Annotated in this window: 19 protein-coding genes; 10 read left to right on the top strand and 9 right to left on the bottom strand. The window is 51.5% G+C overall.

Annotation, left to right across the window (positions count from 1 at the left end; all coding sequences use genetic code 11):
- The first annotated feature begins 218 nt into the window (after window positions 1–218).
- The 5 genes from pth to DA718_RS11510 all read left to right on the top strand — a co-directional run bounded on the left by pth (window position 219) and on the right by DA718_RS11510 (window position 5,503).
- The gene (gene pth / locus DA718_RS11530) at window positions 219–803 is read left to right on the top strand and encodes an aminoacyl-tRNA hydrolase (protein ID WP_110274203.1); all 585 of its coding nucleotides are present in this window, start codon (window positions 219–221) and stop codon (window positions 801–803) included.
- A gap of 117 nt (window positions 804–920) precedes the next feature.
- Complete coding sequence (ychF, locus tag DA718_RS11525; RefSeq protein WP_110274204.1) at window positions 921–2,015, top strand: redox-regulated ATPase YchF; 1,095 nt, start codon at window positions 921–923, stop codon at window positions 2,013–2,015.
- Window positions 2,016–2,874: 859 nt separating this feature from the next.
- Entirely contained in the window at window positions 2,875–4,314 is a 1,440-nt protein-coding gene (locus DA718_RS11520) for a sugar porter family MFS transporter (RefSeq protein WP_112213363.1), read from the top strand.
- Window positions 4,311–4,745 (top strand): PTS mannitol transporter subunit IIA, encoded by a 435-nt coding sequence (locus tag DA718_RS11515; protein ID WP_112213362.1) that lies wholly within the window; start codon window positions 4,311–4,313, stop codon window positions 4,743–4,745. Before DA718_RS11520 ends, DA718_RS11515 begins: the two co-directional genes overlap by 4 nt.
- 230 nt (window positions 4,746–4,975) lie before the next feature.
- On the top strand, window positions 4,976–5,503 hold the full coding sequence (locus DA718_RS11510) for a lipocalin family protein (RefSeq protein ID WP_112213361.1): 528 nt from the start codon (window positions 4,976–4,978) through the stop codon (window positions 5,501–5,503).
- Window positions 5,504–5,590: 87 nt separating this feature from the next.
- Here DA718_RS11510 and DA718_RS11505 read toward each other — a convergent pair whose 3' ends face one another.
- From DA718_RS11505 to DA718_RS11495, 3 genes are all read right to left on the bottom strand, one after another.
- Window positions 5,591–7,165: a sensor domain-containing diguanylate cyclase gene (locus tag DA718_RS11505; RefSeq protein WP_112213360.1), complete on the bottom strand. Its 1,575-nt coding sequence runs from the start codon at window positions 7,163–7,165 to the stop codon at window positions 5,591–5,593.
- A gap of 186 nt (window positions 7,166–7,351) precedes the next feature.
- Window positions 7,352–8,374 carry an aldo/keto reductase gene (locus DA718_RS11500; RefSeq protein ID WP_112213359.1) on the bottom strand — a complete coding sequence of 341 codons (1,023 nt, stop codon included), beginning with the start codon at window positions 8,372–8,374 and terminating at the stop codon, window positions 7,352–7,354.
- Between the two features lie 23 nt (window positions 8,375–8,397).
- Window positions 8,398–8,952, bottom strand: a complete 555-nt coding sequence (locus DA718_RS11495) for an NAD(P)H-dependent oxidoreductase (protein ID WP_112213358.1) — start codon at window positions 8,950–8,952, stop codon at window positions 8,398–8,400.
- Window positions 8,953–9,090: 138 nt separating this feature from the next.
- Here DA718_RS11495 and DA718_RS11490 point away from each other — a divergent pair, with 138 nt between their 5' ends.
- Window positions 9,091–9,990: a LysR family transcriptional regulator gene (locus DA718_RS11490; protein WP_112213357.1), complete on the top strand. Its 900-nt coding sequence runs from the start codon at window positions 9,091–9,093 to the stop codon at window positions 9,988–9,990.
- Window positions 9,991–10,035: 45 nt separating this feature from the next.
- Here the strand turns inward: DA718_RS11490 and pckA are convergent, their stop codons facing one another.
- Window positions 10,036–11,676, bottom strand: a complete 1,641-nt coding sequence (gene pckA, locus DA718_RS11485; protein ID WP_112213356.1) for a phosphoenolpyruvate carboxykinase (ATP) — start codon at window positions 11,674–11,676, stop codon at window positions 10,036–10,038.
- A gap of 311 nt (window positions 11,677–11,987) precedes the next feature.
- Between pckA and DA718_RS11480 the strand changes: the two genes are divergently transcribed.
- Window positions 11,988–12,881 (top strand): LysR substrate-binding domain-containing protein, encoded by an 894-nt coding sequence (locus tag DA718_RS11480; RefSeq protein ID WP_110274211.1) that lies wholly within the window; start codon window positions 11,988–11,990, stop codon window positions 12,879–12,881.
- A 59-nt stretch (window positions 12,882–12,940) separates the two neighbouring features.
- Window positions 12,941–13,618 carry an RluA family pseudouridine synthase gene (locus DA718_RS11475; protein ID WP_112213355.1) on the top strand — a complete coding sequence of 226 codons (678 nt, stop codon included), beginning with the start codon at window positions 12,941–12,943 and terminating at the stop codon, window positions 13,616–13,618.
- Here the strand turns inward: DA718_RS11475 and DA718_RS11470 are convergent.
- Entirely contained in the window at window positions 13,615–14,391 is a 777-nt protein-coding gene (locus tag DA718_RS11470; protein WP_112213499.1) for a helix-turn-helix transcriptional regulator, read from the bottom strand. The two genes, DA718_RS11475 and DA718_RS11470, sit on opposite strands and share 4 nt — an antisense overlap.
- A 178-nt stretch (window positions 14,392–14,569) precedes the next feature.
- On the opposite strand from DA718_RS11470, the gene DA718_RS11465 reads away from it, so the two are divergent.
- Window positions 14,570–15,310, top strand: a complete 741-nt coding sequence (locus DA718_RS11465) for an AzlC family ABC transporter permease (protein ID WP_112213354.1) — start codon at window positions 14,570–14,572, stop codon at window positions 15,308–15,310.
- 1 nt (window position 15,311) lies between these two features.
- Window positions 15,312–15,632, top strand: a complete 321-nt coding sequence (locus tag DA718_RS11460; RefSeq protein ID WP_112213353.1) for an AzlD domain-containing protein — start codon at window positions 15,312–15,314, stop codon at window positions 15,630–15,632.
- 222 nt (window positions 15,633–15,854) lie between these two features.
- On the opposite strand, the gene DA718_RS11455 is transcribed toward DA718_RS11460, so the two are convergent.
- The 4 genes from DA718_RS11455 to DA718_RS11440 are packed head-to-tail and all read right to left on the bottom strand — an operon-like array spanning window position 15,855 to window position 19,788.
- Window positions 15,855–16,595: a proteasome-type protease gene (locus tag DA718_RS11455; protein WP_112213352.1), complete on the bottom strand. Its 741-nt coding sequence runs from the start codon at window positions 16,593–16,595 to the stop codon at window positions 15,855–15,857.
- Between the two features lie 18 nt (window positions 16,596–16,613).
- Window positions 16,614–17,429 carry a transglutaminase family protein gene (locus DA718_RS11450; protein ID WP_112213351.1) on the bottom strand — a complete coding sequence of 272 codons (816 nt, stop codon included), beginning with the start codon at window positions 17,427–17,429 and terminating at the stop codon, window positions 16,614–16,616.
- Window positions 17,426–18,355 carry an alpha-E domain-containing protein gene (locus tag DA718_RS11445; RefSeq protein WP_112213350.1) on the bottom strand — a complete coding sequence of 310 codons (930 nt, stop codon included), beginning with the start codon at window positions 18,353–18,355 and terminating at the stop codon, window positions 17,426–17,428. The genes DA718_RS11450 and DA718_RS11445 overlap by 4 nt, the downstream gene beginning before the upstream one ends.
- Window positions 18,349–19,788, bottom strand: a complete 1,440-nt coding sequence (locus DA718_RS11440) for a circularly permuted type 2 ATP-grasp protein (protein WP_112213349.1) — start codon at window positions 19,786–19,788, stop codon at window positions 18,349–18,351. The genes DA718_RS11445 and DA718_RS11440 overlap by 7 nt, the downstream gene beginning before the upstream one ends.
- Window positions 19,789–19,966 lie beyond the last annotated feature (178 nt).

Below are 19,966 nucleotides of genomic sequence, written 5' to 3'. Positions count from 1 at the left end.
TAGTATAGACAATGACCAATAAGGCGATTGCGTGGACGATCACATAAGCGAACATCAAACCAACAAAAGTTTACAAATAACCTACTGAACTACATCAAATTCTAATTGTTCAAACCCGAAACCATCATGACACGCAGCGTTTCGCTGGCAGAATTTTGTCAACTGCGCGCGCAGACAGTACACTACGCGCCAGAGAACGACCCATTCAGGACAGAAAAGTGACCATAAAATTGATTGTCGGCCTGGCGAATCCCGGCGCTGAATACGCAGCGACCCGACATAACGCCGGTGCCTGGTATGTAGATTTATTAGCTGAGCGCAACCGCGCGCCGCTGCGCGAAGAGAGCAAATTCTTCGGCTACACCTCACGGATTAACCTTGCTGGTGAAGATGTTCGTCTGCTGGTACCCACCACCTTTATGAATCTTAGCGGTAAAGCCGTATCGGCAATGGCAACCTTCTTTCGCATCAATCCAGATGAAATTCTGGTGGCCCATGATGAGCTCGACCTGCCACCCGGCGTAGCTAAATTCAAACTTGGCGGCGGCCATGGCGGCCATAATGGCCTGAAAGACATCATCAACAAACTGGGTAATAACCCGAACTTTCACCGCTTACGTGTGGGAATCGGTCATCCGGGCGATAAAAATAAAGTTGTCGGTTTTGTTTTGGGGAAACCGCCCGTTAGCGAACAGAAACTCATTGATGAAGCTGTTGACGAAGCGGTGCGTTGTACCGAAGTTTGGCTGAAAGAGGGTCTCACCAAAGCAACCAACCGATTGCACGCTTTTAAAGCGCAATAACCGGTCGACGTGCGGAATTTTTGCCGCGCACGGTGTATAATAGGCAAAGCTATTTACTTTTCTACAATCTGCTCACTGTAACAGGTTGATTATCCAAAGATTAAGGTGATTTAAATCATGGGATTCAAATGCGGTATCGTCGGTTTGCCCAACGTCGGCAAATCCACCCTGTTCAATGCGCTCACCAAAGCGGGTATTGAAGCGGCCAACTTCCCCTTCTGTACCATCGAGCCGAACACCGGTGTCGTTCCGATGCCCGATCCGCGTCTGGACAAACTGGCTGAAATCGTCAAACCACAGCGTATCCTGCCAACCACCATGGAATTCGTCGATATCGCAGGTCTGGTAAAAGGCGCGTCTAAAGGCGAAGGTCTGGGTAACCAGTTTCTGACCAACATTCGTGAAACTGAAGCTATCGGTCACGTGGTGCGCTGCTTTGAAAACGACAACATTATCCACGTTAACAATAAAGTGGATCCGGCTGACGATATCGAAGTTATCAACACCGAACTGGCGCTGTCCGATCTGGACACCTGTGAGCGCGCCCTGCACCGCGTGCAGAAAAAGGCCAAAGGCGGCGATAAAGACGCTAAAGCTGAGCAGGCTGCTCTGGAAAAATGCCTGCCGCAGCTGGAAAACGCCGGTATGCTGCGTGCGCTGAAAAACCTGACCGAAGAAGACAAAGCAGCGATTAAATACCTGAGCTTCCTGACCCTGAAGCCAACCATGTATATCGCTAACGTCAACGAAGACGGTTTTGAGAATAACCCGTACCTCGATAAAGTGCGCGAAATCGCAGCTGCGGAAGGTTCTGTCGTGGTTGCCGTTTGCGCCGCTGTTGAATCCGATATCGCTGAACTCGACGATGCCGATCGCGAGGAGTTCATGGCTGAACTGGGAATTGAAGAACCGGGTCTGAACCGAGTTATCCGCGCTGGTTACGAACTGTTGAACCTGCAAACCTACTTCACCGCTGGCGTGAAAGAAGTTCGTGCGTGGACCATCCCAGTCGGTGCAACCGCACCGCAGGCGGCAGGTAAAATCCACACCGACTTCGAAAAAGGCTTTATCCGCGCCCAAACCATCGCCTTTGAAGACTTTATTACCTATAAAGGTGAGCAAGGTGCTAAAGAAGCCGGGAAAATGCGCGCTGAAGGTAAAGATTATATTGTGAAAGATGGCGATATCATGAACTTCCTGTTCAACGTCTAATCTCTTTTTATCACTAAAAAATCCACGCAGATGCGTGGATTTTTTTATGCCCCAACTCATACAAGATACATTTGAATTAGCGGTCACAAGTCAAACAGTAAAGATCCACGCCCCTATCCTTTACCACTTCTCTTGCCAACTCAGACTTGCCATCCAGGTTCTGCCGGGAGTGGTTTTCAGTCCATCAAATTTCGAATAAAATATAAAATAAATACAAAAATAGAATTTTAATTTCATTAATGAGTTTTAATAACAAATGTGATACATATCATAAATTTAACATTAGATCCCAAGAAACCATAATCCACAATCTTTTAAATGTTAAAAAATAACATATAATATCAATATGTTATAAAAACATCATTGTATCTGATGCCATGAGTACTCATTCGGACCCACCACAATCGAAATGAAATTTCCAAAATGTGATCTATTTGCATTTTCATTTCAAAATAAAATGCCATAATCTCACCTCACTAAACGCACTTTGATTACGCTAAGGTGCAGCAGAAATCCTAACCCCCCGGAGGATTCCATGAGAGAAGTGAGATCAGAACTTATTGGTACCGTCTATGTTGGCGATTGCCATACCACCACCAGTTCACACGAAAATGCTACCGGGGACATTCTGTACGCCAACGACCCCGGAGGAAAAACCCCTACATATACTGATGATTCATCATTAATCAAAAGAAGCCTCTTTGACCGGATTTATTTAGCGAATAACTAAAAGAGCTAAGTAGCACAAAGAACAAAAATCATTTCATGCCCGTCATATGCCAGCGAACTAAAAGATCGGCCATGGTTGGGGGTGATTTATTTTTATCTTGTGCCGTTAATCAAAACAAAAGGTATAAAAATGTCTCTTATAATGAATCTGAACCTACAACAGAGAAAACGACTACACCAAATCACTTTAGTAGCAACATTTGGCGGCCTGCTATTCGGTTACGACACAGGAGTTATTAATGGTGCATTTTCCTCACTGAAACAATATATGGCTCTGACACCAACCACAGAAGGTCTGGTAATGAGCGTGTTGCTGATCGGTGCCGCCTTAGGTAGCGTTTTCGGAGGGAAGTTCGCCGATTTCTTTGGCAGAAGAAAGTACCTGCTCTTTTTATCATTTGTTTTTTTCATCGGTGCGCTAATGTCCGCACTTGCTCCAGATATCACGGTTCTTCTTATTTCTCGTTTTATTCTGGGTTATGCTGTCGGTGGCGCCTCAGTAACCGCACCAACATTTATTTCTGAAGTCGCACCAACGGAAATGCGCGGTAAACTGACTGGCTTAAACGAAGTAGCGATTGTTATCGGACAGTTGGCCGCATTTGCCATCAACGCCATTATAGGCATTGTCTGGGGCCACCTCCCCGAAGTCTGGCGATATATGCTAATGGTACAAACCATACCCGCCATCTGCTTGTTTGTCGGTATGTTGCGCTCGCCTGAAAGCCCTCGCTGGTTGATCAGTAAAAACCGCCATGAAGAAGCCCTGGAAATATTAAAACAAATTCGTCCGCTCGAACGTGCGATGAAAGAATTCAATGACATCACAACGTTAATTAAAATCGAAGCGGATAAAAAACTGGCTAATAAAAACTCTTTCGTAACGATTCTTCAGACACCGTGGATTCTCAAATTACTCATCGTTGGCATTGTTTGGGCCGCCTTGCAACAAACCACCGGCGTCAACGTCATTATGTACTATGGCACGGAAATCCTGAGTACTGCAGGGTTCTCGGAAAGAACTTCACTGATATGCAACGTGCTCAATGGCGTATTTTCAGTAGGTGGCATGATATTCGGCGTGATGTACCTCGTTGACCGTTTTAAACGCAAGACCATCATCATCTACGGCTTTGCTCTCATGGCAACCCTCCACCTAATCATCGCTGGCGTAGACTACACCCTCGTCGGCGATATTAAAGCCACCGCAATCTGGCTGCTTGGCGCGATGTTCGTTGGGGTCATGCAGGGGACGATGGGCTTTATTACATGGGTGGTATTAGCCGAACTCTTCCCACTGAAATTCCGCGGATTATCGATGGGTATCTCGGTATTTTTCATGTGGGTAATGAATGCGATAGTCAGCTATCTGTTCCCTTTATTACAGGCCAAACTCGGGTTGGGCCCGGTGTTCCTTATCTTCGCTGCCATTAACTATTTAGCTATCATATTTGTCATAACAGCGTTGCCAGAAACATCGAACAAATCGCTGGAACAGTTAGAAGAAGAACTTTCCTCGAATAAATATGATGCACAACTCAACACAGCGACAAAGGAAAGCGGATTATGATCGATAATATTACGCTGGATAACTTGCACTTATCATGTCAGGCCAAAAATAAAGCCGAAGTTCTTTCCATGATTGGTGCTGACTTCAGAAAAAAGGGATATGTCAGCGAGGATTGTGTTGTTTTCCTCAACGAGAGAGAACGTCAGGTCTCTACTTTTTTAGGTAACGGCATTACGCTGCCGCATCTTCCTAAGTCAGCAACTAATATTATTGTTAAAAGCGGAGTGGAAATCTTTCAGTTTCCTGATGGCGTAATCTGGGATAGAAGCAATGTCATGTTCATTGCTATCGGCGTTATTGCTAAAGAGAGCGAGCATATCGATGTCCTGAGAGAAATCGCCTCTATTTTTAGCGATGAAATTATTGCCAGGGCGTTGTCACTCATCTCCAACAAGCAAGACTTCCTGAAAATACTGCAGCAGCATCAATAGTCCTCGAATGACCAGGCCTGCAAATAAGCAGGTCTGGTCCTCACCGCCTGATGAGCATCCCCTCTTTTCGGCCATGGTCTCTCTCATCATAACCCCATATACCTTCCATGATGCGGGACGATGAGTAAGAAAAGATTTTTCCTAATATACAGCGATTATTACCACAGCGAATGAAACGCCTAAAGCCTGGGCTACACTTAATTTTCACCGAGTTGATAAAAGGACTTCCGATGAAAATATGGCCCGTTCTGACCGGCGTCGCTATTGCACTGACGTTGGTTGCTTGTAAATCCCCAACCCCTCCGAAAGGTGTCCAGCCCATCACAGGGTTTGACGCCGGTCGCTACCTTGGCAAATGGTACGAAATCGCACGCCTGGAGAATCGTTTTGAACGCGGTCTTGAACAAGTAACCGCAACTTACGGTAAACGCGATGATGGCGGGATTAGCGTTCTCAACCGGGGTTTTGATCTGCAGAAACAAAAATGGAATGAGAGCCAAGGCAAAGCCTTTTTTACCGGCGCACCGACCACTGCAGCGCTTAAAGTTTCATTCTTTGGGCCGTTTTATGGCGGCTACAATGTGATCGCGCTGGATGATAAATATCAATACGCGTTAGTCAGCGGCCCAAATCGAGATTACCTGTGGATCCTGGCGCGCACGCCGACGATCCCCGATGCCGTCAAGCAAGAGTATCTCGGCATTGCTCGCGAACTGGGTTTCCCGGTAGATAAATTACTCTGGGTTAAGCACGGATAAAAAGTCACCAGCAGGTTATCAGCATTGATGCGATAATTTTGTGAGGATTCACGCCTTCAGCAAGACAGGTGATACGGCCCCGTCTGCTCAATTTTTGTAAAGCGCAAATCCTTGCTTATCACTAACCCACACCTGATTCCTCCCGGCTCCTTTGGCTTGATACATTGCCAGATCCGCCTGCCGCAGGAGTTGGCTGATATCATCACAGTCAGCGAGTGCTGCCACTCCGGCCGAAAGAGTCACTTTGGCGCCGTTTGGAAACTGCGTCTCGGATACCGCAACCCGTATGCGTTCCACGGCGGAAGCCGCAGTCTCAAGAGTGCAATCCGGTAGGAAGAGGATAAATTCTTCCCCACCGAACCGGCAGACAATATCATTTTGCCGCGCCAGCGATCGAAGCAGTTTGCCAAAGCTAACCAGAACCGCATCCCCCCCATCATGGCCCAGGCGATCGTTGATGTCCTTGAAGTGGTCAATATCAATAGCAATAACGCAGTGTTCACCGACCAAAAAACGCTCTTCAACCAAAGAGCTGAACCCTTTACGGTTATAAAGACCCGTGAGCGGATCCGTCATTGCCTCATCGCTAAGTAAATTAACCTGTCGCGACATTGTTTCCAGGTGATGGCTGACGGCTTCCCTCAAACGCTCCGCCTCCTGATAGCCAGGATTGAGCTGAGCCAATTGCTTAAGCGCTTTATCGCTATCTTCAGTGCGGGTAAATTTGGCCAGTTTTTCCAGAGGCATAGAGATTCGCCCGGCAAAAAATATCACTATAGCGATAGTCAGAATAATAATGCCCAGAGTGAACCAGAAAGCATTAATGATGGTCTTCATCAAAATACGAGAGACGTTTTCAGAAGTGCCTGAAATGAAAACTTTCCAGTCGGCCTGCTGCAGGCTTGCGTAGCCGATAAGGCTGGCACCACTTTTTTGTTTATCCACGAAGTGACCGCTACCCGCGTGCGCCAGCCTGGCTTTGATGGCCGAATCAGTACTCACATCGGTACCAATCAACACGGGATCGTCGCTAAAAAGAATCCGCCCTTCTGCCGTGACGATACTGACATCCGCCTGGTTTGCGTAAAAATGCTGACCCAGAATTTCACTCAGCATGCTGTGTTTTTTTAGATAGATAGTACCGCCGATAAAACCAATGTAGTGGCCTTCACGTGAGAATAACGGTTGCGAAATAAAGACAACGTAGTTACCCGTCGCGGAGGTGAATGGCGGTGATATATAAGCTTTTTGGCTGCGGATGGCATGCTTACTGGCTTCAGAATGCAACGTTAATCCAACCAGATTGAGGCTCTCCGGGGAGGTTGCAGCGATCACCGCATCAGCCGTCACTATCACCACTGAATTGAAAAAACCGGACTGCATCCGCAACCTGTCAGCCTCTTCTCTCAACTGCTTACGATCGTGAAGCCCGATGATCAGGTGGGCACTGTACGCCAGTTCTTGCTGCGCAACGCCCAGATAGCGATCGGTGGTATCAGCAAGCTTGCGTGCGTAGGCAATATTGCCTTGCAACAGGCTATTCTCAATATTTCCTTTCTGAAACACCGTCAATGCACTCAGCAGAAGCACAGAGGTCAACACTATCCCGCCAACTGACAGAAATAGCATAAGGGTGCGTAACCGGTAACGTTTTTTGTTCATGAATAAAATAGGGCAGCAAATGCGTGAGGCTAGTGTAGCGAGTCTGCTCAATTTTGCGCACAACTATCAACACAACATAATCTTTTTTAACAGATGCACTGAACGGACGTGGTCAGGAATTCCCTGTCATGAGCACGCCAACCGGTAAATCGCGCCCCCAACGATTGCGGTGGCGAGCATATTCTGTCAACGCGTCCAGACCTGCTTTTGGTCTTTAGTTTGCGCCATATTTTGCGCCATAACCCCCGAAAGAGCATGCGGTTGATAACACGCTTCCAGATAACGAATCTCATCGTTATTAAGCTGTAAATTGTCCGCATTTACCGCTCCGTCAATATGGTGTTTTTTTGTTGCCCCCACCACTGGCGCAGTTACTTTCGTTAATAGCCAGGCAAGCGAAATCTCCGTCATGGAAACCTGACGACGGGAGGCAAGCTCAGCCACCCGTTCAATGATGACCCGGTCCTGCTGCGCAGTTTTATCATACTTCCCCTTGGCATAAGTATCTTCGCTGGCGCGCCGGGTTTGATTATCACCCAGGCGAGCAAGCCGACCGCTGGCCAGCGCACTATAGGGGGTCATCGCGATATTATCCTCGGCGCACAGCCCGGCCAACTCGCGTTCGTCCTCGCGCATAATCAGATTGTAGTGGCTTTGCACGCAAACAAAGGGCGTCAGGCCTTCACGTTCGGCCAGCACATTGGCTTTGGCCAATTGCCACGCATAGCAATTTGAAATACCAATGGCGCGTACTTTCCCCACTTTAACCGCATGATGCAGCGCCTCAAGAACGTCAAGAATCGGCGTGTTGTAGTCCCAAATATGGTAGATGTAGAGATCGACGTAATCCATTCCCAGATTGCGCAGACTCTGGTCGAGAGATTGTGCGATAGCCTGCTGGCCGCTTACGCCATCTGCGATCTGCTGCGCCGTCCGCGGCAGAAATTTCGTCGCGACCACTACGTCATCGCGCTTTGCCATGTCGCGCAGCGCCCGTCCGACATAGCGTTCGCTGGAACCATTTTGGTAGGCAATCGCGGTATCGTAAAAATTAATCCCCTGCTCCAGCCCATAGCGGATAATTTCGCGGCTGGATGATTCGTCAAGCGTCCAGCTGTGCTGGCCTGCGGTGGCGTCGCCAAATCCCATACATCCCATGCAGATACGCGATACCGTTAACTCACTGTTGCCCAACTGTCTGTATTGCATTTGGTCACTCCCGGTTTATCTGCTCAGGATAACGCGTTTAAGGCGGCGATCAGGCGACCAGCATGATCCTGAGCCATCGCTTTCTGCTGCGCTATCTTAGCCTCATCACGCTCGGCATAGCTGATCCCGCAGGTATAAATCGGCGCTTGCCACTCCAGATTGCACAGAGCAGCGGTGGTCGCAAACTGAACCAGATAATCCTCAACGGCATGACCGAAAAAACCATCAGCGGCATAAAGTACTGAAGGAGCACCGGTGGTAAACGAGAGGAGGAGTTTTTTACCGCCGAGCTTAGCCTTTGAGCCGTGGGCAAAGCCGTGAACGAAGACCTGGTCGAGCCATAATTTCATCAACCCCGGCAGCGAATACCAGGAGAACGGAAATTGCCATACGATAACATCAGCTTTCAGCAGCGCCTCCTGCTCGGCGAAGACATCAATATTGAAATCAGGATAGAGCCTATCCAGACGACGGATTTCAACATCAGGCAGCGCTCTCGCCACCTCGTTAAGAATAGCGGCATTACCGACGGACTCACTCAGATTGGGATGACCTGAAACGATCAGTATATTTTGCATTTTTCTTTCTATTACAAGGTATTGTTGAACATGCAAACAGTTTAAACAGCCGCTACTCTTTTTTTTAGAGTATTAATAGTTCAAAGACTTTTAGATAATGGCTAACAATACACGTCCAGGATGAATCAGGATGAAGTGATGAATAACGTGATTTACAATCAAATCCGTATCTTTCAAAGCATTGCCCGAGAGGGGAGCATCTCGGCGGCGGCACGCAAACTGGAAATCACCCCGCCGTCGGTCAGTAAAGCGCTAAAACTCCTTGAGCAGCACCTTGGTCATCCGCTGTTTATCCGCACCACCCGGCGTATTGAACTGACCGATGCCGGGCAACAGCTTTTGCAGCAAACCTCTGCGGCGGTCGATTCGCTGGAAAAAGCCCTCGACAGTATTAAGGAGAGCAGCCAGCAGCCTTCCGGCCTGATCCGAATCACCCTCTCCCGCTTTGCTTACCTGCTGATACTTAAACCTTTTATGGCCGAGTTCTGCCAGCGTTACCCTGGCGTGCAACTGGAGATTTCGGTTTATGATGGAACCATCAATATCATTGAGGAGAGATTCGACCTGGGTATCCGCTTTGGCGATATTCTTGAGGGTGGCGTCGTCGCCCGTCAGCTCCTGAAACCTTTGCGCGAAGGGCTTTACGCTTCGGTGGCCTATCTTGAAGAATTTGGTACACCCGTCTTGCCAACTGACCTCCATCAGCACAGGCTGATCGGCTACCGGTTTATCACCAACAACCGTATCCTGCCCCTGATGCTGGAAAATAAAGGAGAACAGCTCACCGTAGAAATGCCGGTACAGCTCATCAGCAACGATATTGACGTTATGGCCGACGGGATCCGCAGCGGATTGGGCATTGGGCGATTGTTTGAGCCCATCCACTGGCTACAGCCGGATCGGGAAACGTTTATTCCAGTCATGGAGCCTTACTGGAAAACCTATCCGCCGGTTTATCTTTACTATCCGAAAAGCGCGGGGAAAACGAAGCGGGTGAAAGCCTTGATCGATTTTTTGCTGACCAAGACGGCACCATAAAAAACCCGAGCGGGTGCCCGGGTTGGACTCTGATGCTGAAATGCATTATGCCGTGACAGCTGATTTTTTAACGACCGGACCTGCTAACGCCAGCCGTGCTCCCGCCTCGGTATCGCTATACTGTTTAAAGTTATCCATAAACAGCTGCGCCAGGCTTTCCGCTTTCTCCTGCCACTTATCGGCAGAAGACCAGCCGCTGCGTGGGTCGAGCAGCGCGCTCTCTACGCCAGGGACGCTTTCAGGGATCGACAGACCAAAGATCGGAACCGCCTCTTCACGCAGCTCGCCAGTGGTACCGTTTAAAATGGCGTTGATGATATTACGCGTATCGCGCAGCGACAGGCGTTTGCCTTCCCCGTTCCAGCCAGTATTCACCAGCCAGGCTTCGGCCCCTGATTCCGCCATTTTTGCCGCCAGAACGCTGGCGTACTGCGTCGGGTGCAACAGCAGGAACGCCGCGCCGTAGCAGGCTGAGAAGGTTGGCGTGGGCTGAGTAATGCCACGCTCGGTACCGGCCAGCTTCGAGGTAAAGCCAGACAGGAAGTGATATTGCATCTGTTCGGTCGTTAAACGAGAAACCGGTGGCAGTACGCCAAAAGCATCGGCGGCAAGGAAAATCACCTTCGACGGATGGCCCGCACGGGATACCGGCTTAACGATATTTTCGATATGTGCTAAAGGATACGAGACCCGGGTGTTCTCGGTCTTACTGCCATCGGCGTAATCGACGCTACCGTCAGCTCTGACCACCACGTTCTCCAGCAACGCATTGCGGCGAATCGCACGATAAATTTCCGGCTCAGCCAGCGGGTCAAGATTGATAGTCTTGGCGTAACAGCCGCCTTCAAAGTTGAACACGCCATCGTCATCCCAGCCGTGCTCATCATCGCCGATGAGCTGGCGCAACGGGTCGGTGGAAAGCGTCGTTTTACCGGTACCAGAAAGGCCGAAGAACAGCGCGACGTCGCCCGCTTCTCCGCGGTTGGCCGAGCAGTGCATTGAGGCAATCCCCTGCTGAGGCAGCAGATAGTTCATTACCGAGAAGAGTCCTTTCTTCATCTCGCCGCCGTACCAGGTACCGCCGATCAGCTGAATGTTCTCGCTGAGATTAAAGGCGACAAAGTTCTCTGAGTTAAGCCCTTGCTCCTGCCATTTTTCGTTGGTGCATCCCGCACCGTTGAGCACCACGAAGTCCGGCGTAAATTCAGCCAGCTCTTCGGCGCTGGGAGCAATAAACATGTTTTTGACGAAATGCGCCTGCCACGCCACCTCGGTGACAAAGCGTACACCCAGGCGTGTCGCCGGACTGGCACCGCACCAGGCATCAACGACATACAGTTTTTTGCCGCTAAGCTGTCCGGCGACCAGCGCCTTCAGGTCAGCCCAGATTTCCGTTGTTAACGGTTTATTATCGTTACGACCGAGACCGGAGTCGGCCCACCAGACGGTATCGCGCGTTAGGGAATCTCTGACAATATATTTGTCGCGCGGCGAGCGTCCGGTAAAAATCCCGGTATCTACGGCAACCGCGCCGGACTCGGTCATGACGCCACGCGCCGCGCCGGTTAATTCCGCGCTGGTTTCATGCGCAATCAGCAAGTCGTAATCGGGGTTGTAAAACAGCTCGCTGCTTTCCTGAATACCAAGCTCAAGAAGAGCGTCTTTTACTGATTCAATACGTGACATGGAACTCCTGACAAACTATTGGCTGGATAAGATGCATCGGTTATTTCAGCCTGTTTAATCTGGCGGATTATTTTTAGCAGATAAATCCTGGCAGAAAATAAATAAACAGGATGAGCAGACCGGAGCTTGCGATTTAAAATCGTGCTCGTGTAGGGTGTCGCCTGTACTTTTGAAAATGCCGCTTTTACCGCTAAGTAATAAGCTGAACTGCAGAAAATGTTAACACTTATGGCTGATTGTGTTAATTGCATAGTTTCTATGCGTTATGCTAAAATTGCATAGCTATTAATGCAGTGTTGAGGGTCGGGTCTGTGCTGGCGAATCTTGAAGTAAAATGGCTTTACGATGTGATTGCTCTGGAAGAGTCCAGAAGCTTTACGCTCGCGGCCAAAAGTAGAAATATTTCGCAGTCTTCCTTTAGCCGCCGCATCCAGGCACTTGAGGCCTCGCTGGGTTTCAGCATCTTTGACCGCGCGGCAAACCCGCTACAGTTGACCAACCGTGGAAAAATTTTCATCGGCTACGCGCGAAATATGCTCGACGATATGGATTTTCAAATCAGTCGAATAAAAGGACTGAATAACACCACCCAGAAAATAAGAATTGACGCCGCGCCTTCGCTTTCCGTTTTATTACTCCCCGAAATTATCGCCGGTTATACCGACCGCAAGAATAAGACTTTCCATGTTGAATCGATTAACGTCAACGACGCGGTATTCAATCTTAAAGAGGGAAAAAGCGATTTTATTCTGTCGTTTTATAATGAAGAGCTGATGAACTATCCGTTTATCAATCACAAAATTTTCGACTCGGCGCTGCATCTCGTCTCACCTTGCGATAAACACGGTAGACCGCTTTTTAATTTACATCGCGGCGTGCTGCCGCTGATGAAATACGCCAACGATAGCTATATGGGTCGCCAGGTGAATCAGGTTATCGACCGCAAGCCGGAGATTACCTTTTCGCTGACCTTTGTTTCATCGATGAGCGAACTGCTCAAACGCATGATCCTCAACGGCGACGGCGTAGGCTGGCTGCCGCAGTATTCTATCAAGCGCGAGCTTGAGGAAGGCCGGCTGGCGATAATGGATGAGAGCCTGTCGTTGCCGATCGGCGCTTATATCTACCGCTCCGGCGCGCGGCTCAATCAATCCGCCGAGCGTTTCTGGCAGCATATTAAGGCCAGCAACACCGTCAGCGCGTAATTCGCCTGGCGGCAGAAAATTCGCTATTATCCGCATCCACCCTCTACTCGTGCAGCCTGATGTCTACGATTATCGATACCTTTATCGCTCCGCCGTGCCACGCTGAAATCAACATTCTCTACCAGGATGAGCATCTGCTGCTGATTGATAAACCCTCGGGGCTGCTTAGCCTGTCAGGCAAAAATCCGCTTAATCTCGACTCGGTGCATCATCGCCTGGTGCAGCAATTTCCCGGCTGCACGCTGGTGCATCGTCTTGATTTCGGCACTTCAGGGCTGATGGTCATTGCCCGCAATAAGGCTATCAACGCCGCGCTCTGCCAGCAGTTTAGCCAGCGTGCGGTAACCAAGGTTTACAGTGCGCTACTTTGCGGGCACCTGGCGGATGATGAAGGGACGATAGACGCGCCGATTGCTAAAGACCCGGCGCTGTTTCCCCTGATGACGATTTGCGCGCTCAGCGGTAAACCTGCCCGCTCACGCTATCGGGTTATTGAGCGCTTCTACTCTGAAAGTGAATTACCGCTGACCCGGGTACAGCTGACTCCGGAAACCGGGCGCACCCATCAACTGCGTATCCACTGCCAGCAGCTAGGTCACCCGATTTTAGGCTGCGATCTGTACGGCGGTCTGGGCAGTGAAGGTGCTACGCGCCTGATGCTGCATGCCAGCGAGCTGCATTTTGCGCATCCCATCAGCGGTGAGAGGATCGACGCGCGTAATCCCAGCCCTTTTTAAAGTGAGGCCGCCGCGAAGAGACCCGGCGTAGTGCCAAAGTGCATGCGGAAAGATTTAATCAGATGGCTTTGATCGTAGAACCCGACGTCTGTCGCCACCTGCGCCGCCTCAGCGCCTTTAGCCAGTAGTCCTTTTGCCCTGACAAGTCTTAGCTGGGTGAGATACTGGTGAACAGATAAACCGATCTGCGCCTGAAAAGTACGCATAAAATAGAACTCGCTCAGCCCGGCGACCGCCGCAATATCCTTGACCGACAGCGGCTGCTGATAAGCGCAGTGCAGAAACTCTATTGCCCGGCGAATATCGGCCCTGATGACTGGCCGTCGACCTCCGCGAACGCTGCGCTCGGCATAACGCCCCACCAGCAGATTAAGCACCTGATACATCAGACACTCTTTTTCCAGCGGATCGCGGCTGGCGCCAAGCACTGCGGAAACCTGAAGCACGTGGCGGGCCATTGCCGGGTCGTGCCGCATCCCTTCACCGCCAAAATTCACTTCACCCTTACCGCCAATCACCGTTTGCGCAACCTCGTCAATCAGGTCCGCCGAGGGGTAAAAAGCGCAGTAATCCCAGCCTTCATCGCGCTGCACCGCTTCGCCGGTATGCACCTCACCGGGCATGATCACCATTACCGTGCCTGCCGCCGCCACGCCCCGCTCGCGGCAAATACGCGTGCGCTGAGCACCACGGGCAAAAGCGGCTATCACATATTCGTCATGAAAATGCGGCGGATAGCTATGCTCGTAGCAGGATGCACGCAGGATCTCCATTCCACCGTGCAATTCACTATCCCGCCAAAGCTTGATGTCGTCGCGAACCTCTTTTCCCACTTTGATGCCCTTTAATCCCGGAAGCGGGATGTTTGCGTAAATGCGCAGGATTTTACTATAACGTTTCCAGCAATTTTTTAAGATTACCATTCAGCAACGCACTCTATGGGACTATTTGATGTTGATAAATAACGAGACCTCATCAAGAGATGAGGCTATGGCGGAATTTCGCGCCGGGGTCATCGCCTGTTTGCCCACTATTCCCGGCTACTGGAGCATTGGTTTCGCCGCCGGTGCTATCGGAACCTTATCCGGGTTTACCACGCTGCAAACGGCGCTACTGGCAGGTGCGCTGTACGCAGGCTCGGCGCAGTTTTTGTTTTATTCTCTGTGGGCAACCGGCGCGGAAATGGCCTCGGTAGTGCTAAGCGTACTGCTGGTTAACCTGCGCTATCTGTTGATGAGTTCGGCCATGAGCGTGTTCTTTCGCCAATATAGCCCATTGCAAAAGATTGTTAGCGGGCTGCTGCTGACGGACGAAACCTTTGGCGTAGCGGTACAGCGCGGCAGCGTGCACAACGGTGTTCCTTACTCGTGGATGCTCGGGCTAAACCTTGCCGCCTGGCTGAACTGGATCCTCGCCTGTATCGTGGGCGCAGGGCTGGCCTCCGCACTTCCGCCTTCGCTGATGGAGGGGTTAAGTTTTAGCCTGGTATCAATGTTTATCGGGTTGGTTCTGGCGTTGTGGTTTGCCAGCCAGCGTAAGATGCTGGAAACCTTCAGCATTGCCGTGGCGGTGCTGATTACGCTGTTCACCGCCGGGCACACTGATATGAGCCTCGTGGTCATCGTCGCGGCCTCAGTTGCGGCGACGTTGGCAACAACAGGATTACGTCTGTTCGGCAAGGAGGCTAAATAAGATGGAACGCAATATCATTCTGGCCATTCTTGCCTCAGCGCTGGTGACCGCGCTCATGCGCACGGTACCGATTTTACTGCTTTCACGATTTCGCCTGGCTTCGGTCCTGCAGCAATGGCTCAGCTTTATTCCTTCCGCCATTATGGCGGCTATTATTGTCGCGGAGCTGATGGGTAAACCGGCATTAACCAGTTCGGGTATCAGTATTTCTCTACTGGCCGCTCTTGCCGCCACCATTGCCGGCGTTGTGACGCGCAGTCTGTTCGCCACGGTGATTGTCGGCATGGTTGCATTTTCCGCCCTTAGCTATTTCCTGATATAACCGTCACAATAAAACGAGGTTTGCCCGATGCTGAAGATCGATTTGCCAACCGTAGATTTCACCGCCATTTCCGTTGACGCTGGGGCTTCCCGGGATACGGGTTCATCACCGTCTGCAATTTGGTAGCCCGGACAGGCGCGTCAAGCGCCGCCTCCGGGAAAGCACCGCAACGCAACGTCAGACTGTCTTCCCGGTGGCGCTATTTTGCACCAGCCCCAGCCTTTAAAGCTCGCCGCCCGGCGTAAACGGCGGCAGCGTCAAAAAAGTGTTTTGCAACCCTTCGGACCACGCTTTACGAATGGTGTTGAAGTAAGGATCGCTTTCGGTAATGCGATGCTGCCCGGCGCTGCTCAGGCTACCGCTGCGGTAAAGCAGCGTATCCAGCGGCAGGCCTACCGAAAGATTGCTGCGCAGGGTTGAATCGATCGAAATCAGCGCGCAGCACATTGCCTGCTCCAGCGGCGTCTCCATTGACAGTACCCGGTCAATAATCGGCTTGCCGTATTTGCTCTCGCCAATCTGAAAATAAGGCGTATCGCGCGTCGCTTCGATAAAGTTGCCTTCCGGATAGATATGAAACAGGCGGTGGGTTTCCCCGGCAATTTGTCCACCAAGCAGCAGGTTGCAGTTGAAGTTGGTATTACCACAGTTCTGCTGGTTGCTGCTGTCACGCTGAATCACCTCCTGTAGCGTTTTGCCGATCAGCATCGCCGCATCGTAGAGCGAGGTGACCTGCATCAGATTAGGCTCCTGCTGGGTACGAATGCGGGCGCTGAGCAGGCTAATGACGCTCTGAGTGGTGGCCAGGTTGCCCGCAGACTGCAGCACCATGACGCGTTCACCATCCTGATGGAAAACGTGCAGTTTTTTAAACGTTGCGATATGGTCCACTCCCGCATTGGTACGGGAGTCTGAGGCAAATACCAGTCCATCTGACAAACACATGGCCACACAGTAGGTCATCGTTTTTTGTTCCTGCCGTTATTGCTGCTGCGCCTGTTGCGAATGCTCGCGCACTTCAGCGTTAGTTAACATGATTTCTCCGCCGCCGCCGAGGCGGGTGCCGCGTACCGGGCAAGCATCAAGATAGTCCAGCCCGGTCGCCAGCCGCAAATGCTGATTCAGGCTACGGGTATTATTCGTAATATCAAACGACTGCCAGCGTTCGTTCAACCACACTTCAGCCCACGCGTGCATGGCGACGTGCTGAGCGTTATCGCTGTAGACGTAGCCGCTGACGTAGCGCGCCGGGATCTCCAGCGCCCGGCAGCAGGCAAGGAACACATGGGTATGATCCTGGCAAACCCCTTTCGACCGCGCAAAAGCATCGGCGGCGGAATCCTGCACCTGCGTCGCGCCCGGCGAATAGGGCATTCTCAGCAACAGTTCCGCCATTAACCGATTCAGGCTCTCCTCCTGAGCCTCCGGTTGATACCAGCGCTGGGCAAATTCGCGGATCGGGCCGTCAGCGCGGGTGAGCGGCGTGCAGCGCAAGAACACCAGCGGCGACAGTAGCTCCTGTGGTTCCGCACCGATCTCATCTCCCTCTTCCGCGATATCCACGATCCCGCTGGCGCGAATGGTGATCTCTTTATGCGGATTGTCCAGCGTCAGCACATGCAAAACGTTGCCCCACGCGTCGGTGGTAGCGACGGCGGAGCCGTCCGGCAAGGTTAACGTCCAGGCAGTAATCTTCTGTCGCCCGGTGCTGCGCGGCGTCAGACGCAGATACTGGGTCGAAAATTTTACTTCCTCATCGTAGCCATAGCGGGTCAGGTGATCGATAACCAGTTTCATAACGCCTCCAGATAGGTTTGTCTGATACTGTCAGAAAGCGCGTTAATCCGCGCCAGCAGTTCATTGAGGGTGACCTGTAAATCGGCCTGCGCTAAATCATCGCGAGTGCTAAAACGTAAATCGACATTAAGCTGGTGTGCGAGGCGTAGCGGCAGATGTGAACGATCGTTGGCGATCTGTTCCAGTTGCCCGACCAGATCGGAAATACTGGCGCGCAGCGATCTGGGTACATCGTTGCGTAGAATCAGCAATTCCATCACCGTTTCTCGGCTTACCGGCTGGCGGTAGATGCTGTTGTAGGCTTCGCGAGCGCTGACCGCGTTGAGCAGCGTATCCAGCCGGTAGTACTCGCGCACCGGATCAGGATCGCTGTTCAATTGTTGATCCTTAATAAGCAGCAACTGCGCGGTGGAAGATGCCCGTTCAATCAACGTACCGATACCGATAAAACTCAAGGCATCATTGCGCAGCAGCGTACCGAGTATGGCTCCGCGAAACAGATGCACCCGCTCTTTGACCCATTCAAAGAAAGCGTCGTTACCCAGTTCACTGATGCCCTGTTGACGCAGTTTTCGCAGCTCAATACGTGTGGCGTTGATGCTTTCCCATACTTCCGCCGACAGGCTGCCGCGCACCGCGTGAGCGTTGTTCCACGCCATCTCGACGCAGCTAAAAATGCTGTACGGGTTATTACCATCGAGGGCGAAAAAATTGAGCAGGTTGCTCATGGTGAAACGCGCGTGCCGCGCCTGAAACAGATCATGGGTCAGCGACAGATTTAGCGGTAAGGCTAAATCCCGGGACTGCTGGCTGTGACGAGGGATCATCGACAGTTTCCAGGTCACATCCAGCACCCTGGCATAGCTTTCCGCGCGCTCAAGGTAGCGCGCCATCCAGAAGAGTTCACTCGCTGTGCGGCTTAACATGATTCATCATCCTCCATCACCCAGGTATCCTTGGTGCCGCCGCCCTGGGACGAGTTCACCACCAACGAGCCTTCGGTTAGCGCCACCCGCGTGAGCCCGCCGGGCACCAGGCGGATCTCTTGCCCCGAAAGCACATAGGGCCGCAGATCGATATGGCGCGGTGCCAGCCCCTCGTCGATAAAGGTCGGGCAAGTCGACAGCGCCAGGGTGTCCTGAGCGATATAATTCGCCGGGTTTGCCAGCAGGCGCTGACGAAATGCCTCGCGCTCCTCTTTGGTCGAACGCGGACCGACCAGCATGCCGTAGCCGCCTGCGCCGTGAACCTCCTTCACCACCATCAGCTCAAGATTGCTCAGCACGTAGCTGAGGTCTTCCGCCTTGCGGCATTGCCAGGTGGGAATATTGCTCAGAATCGGCTGCTCGCCCAGATAGAAACGGATCATCTCCGGCACGTAGGGATAAATCGATTTGTCGTCGGCAACGCCGGTACCAATAGCGTTTGCCAGAACGACTCCCCCGGCGCGATACACGGACAGAAGCCCCGGAACGCCTAGCATGGAGTCGGCACGGAAGGCCAGCGGATCGAGATACGCATCGTCAATACGCCGGTAAATCACATCGACGCGTCGTGGACCCTCGGTGGTGCGCATATACACCGCTCCGGTCTTAATAAACAAGTCGGCGCTCTCCACCAGCTCAACGCCCATCTGCTGGGCGAGAAAGCTGTGTTCAAAATAGGCGCTGTTGAACCGCCCCGGCGTCATCACCACCACGCACGGGTCGTCCACCGGCGAGCTTTCGCGCAGCGTTTGCAGCAGGTAGCTGGGGTAGCGTTCAACCGGCGCAATATGGTGCTGTTCAAACATTTCAGGGTACAGCCGCATCATCATCTTGCGATTTTCCAGCATATAAGAGACGCCAGAAGGCGTACGCAGATTATCCTCCAGCACGTAATACTGGCCGTCATTGTTGCGCACCATATCGACCCCGGTGATATGGGCATAGGTATTGTTGGGCAAATTTATCCCCTGCATACAGGGCTGATACTGGTCATTCGCCAGCACCTGTTCTGCCGGAATCAGCCCCGCGCGGAGGATATTTTGCTCGTGATAGATATCGTAAAGGAAGGCATTGAGCGCTTTTACCCGCTGGCGAATACCGCGGTCAAGCCGCTGCCACTCTCCGGCGGGAATAATGCGCGGCACGCTGTCAAAAGGGATCAGTCGTTCGGTACCCTCATCCTCACCGTAGACGTTAAAGGTGATGCCAATTCGGTGAAAGAGCAGCTCCGCCTGCTCCTTTTTCTGCCGGATAGAGAATTGATCGGTACTGCGAAACCATTGCCACCAGGCGTTATAGTGCTGACGCTGCTCTCCCTGTGCGGTAAGCATCTCATCATAATAATGCCCGTCAGGAAGCGTTATTTTTATCATGGCCGTCTCCTCCGGTTGTACTCACTTTGAGGTAATCCCGGTAAGAGATAAGCATTAATTATGCCAGGTAATGCAGCACGCTGGCGTAGCGTAACGTTGTTATGTCGCCGTGCCTTATTGAACAAAAAACAACCAGACGCTTTGCTTATTTATGCTTATTTTTAACCTGCAACGCACC

The organism is Klebsiella huaxiensis (assembly GCF_003261575.2).
Classification (GTDB): Bacteria; Pseudomonadota; Gammaproteobacteria; order Enterobacterales; family Enterobacteriaceae; genus Klebsiella; species Klebsiella huaxiensis.
The sequence above is the reverse complement of the archived record's forward strand: the minus strand, read 5'-3'. Positions and strand labels throughout refer to the sequence as shown.

Excerpts from the sequence above, each read along its gene's own strand:
- ychF (WP_110274204.1), top strand. The coding sequence starts at position 921 with ATGGGATTCAAATGCGGTATCGTCGGTTTGCCCAACGTCGGCAAATCC.
- DA718_RS11520 (WP_112213363.1), top strand. The coding sequence starts at position 2,875 with ATGTCTCTTATAATGAATCTGAACCTACAACAGAGAAAACGACTACAC.
- DA718_RS11515 (WP_112213362.1), top strand. The coding sequence starts at position 4,311 with ATGATCGATAATATTACGCTGGATAACTTGCACTTATCATGTCAGGCC.
- DA718_RS11510 (WP_112213361.1), top strand. The coding sequence starts at position 4,976 with ATGAAAATATGGCCCGTTCTGACCGGCGTCGCTATTGCACTGACGTTG.
- DA718_RS11505 (WP_112213360.1), bottom strand. The coding sequence starts at position 7,165 with ATGAACAAAAAACGTTACCGGTTACGCACCCTTATGCTATTTCTGTCA.
- DA718_RS11500 (WP_112213359.1), bottom strand. The coding sequence starts at position 8,374 with ATGCAATACAGACAGTTGGGCAACAGTGAGTTAACGGTATCGCGTATC.
- DA718_RS11495 (WP_112213358.1), bottom strand. The coding sequence starts at position 8,952 with ATGCAAAATATACTGATCGTTTCAGGTCATCCCAATCTGAGTGAGTCC.
- DA718_RS11490 (WP_112213357.1), top strand. The coding sequence starts at position 9,091 with ATGAATAACGTGATTTACAATCAAATCCGTATCTTTCAAAGCATTGCC.
- pckA (WP_112213356.1), bottom strand. The coding sequence starts at position 11,676 with ATGTCACGTATTGAATCAGTAAAAGACGCTCTTCTTGAGCTTGGTATT.
- DA718_RS11475 (WP_112213355.1), top strand. The coding sequence starts at position 12,941 with ATGTCTACGATTATCGATACCTTTATCGCTCCGCCGTGCCACGCTGAA.
- DA718_RS11470 (WP_112213499.1), bottom strand. The coding sequence starts at position 14,391 with ATGGAGATCCTGCGTGCATCCTGCTACGAGCATAGCTATCCGCCGCAT.
- DA718_RS11465 (WP_112213354.1), top strand. The coding sequence starts at position 14,570 with ATGTTGATAAATAACGAGACCTCATCAAGAGATGAGGCTATGGCGGAA.
- DA718_RS11460 (WP_112213353.1), top strand. The coding sequence starts at position 15,312 with ATGGAACGCAATATCATTCTGGCCATTCTTGCCTCAGCGCTGGTGACC.
- DA718_RS11455 (WP_112213352.1), bottom strand. The coding sequence starts at position 16,595 with ATGACCTACTGTGTGGCCATGTGTTTGTCAGATGGACTGGTATTTGCC.
- DA718_RS11450 (WP_112213351.1), bottom strand. The coding sequence starts at position 17,429 with ATGAAACTGGTTATCGATCACCTGACCCGCTATGGCTACGATGAGGAA.
- DA718_RS11445 (WP_112213350.1), bottom strand. The coding sequence starts at position 18,355 with ATGTTAAGCCGCACAGCGAGTGAACTCTTCTGGATGGCGCGCTACCTT.
- DA718_RS11440 (WP_112213349.1), bottom strand. The coding sequence starts at position 19,788 with ATGATAAAAATAACGCTTCCTGACGGGCATTATTATGATGAGATGCTT.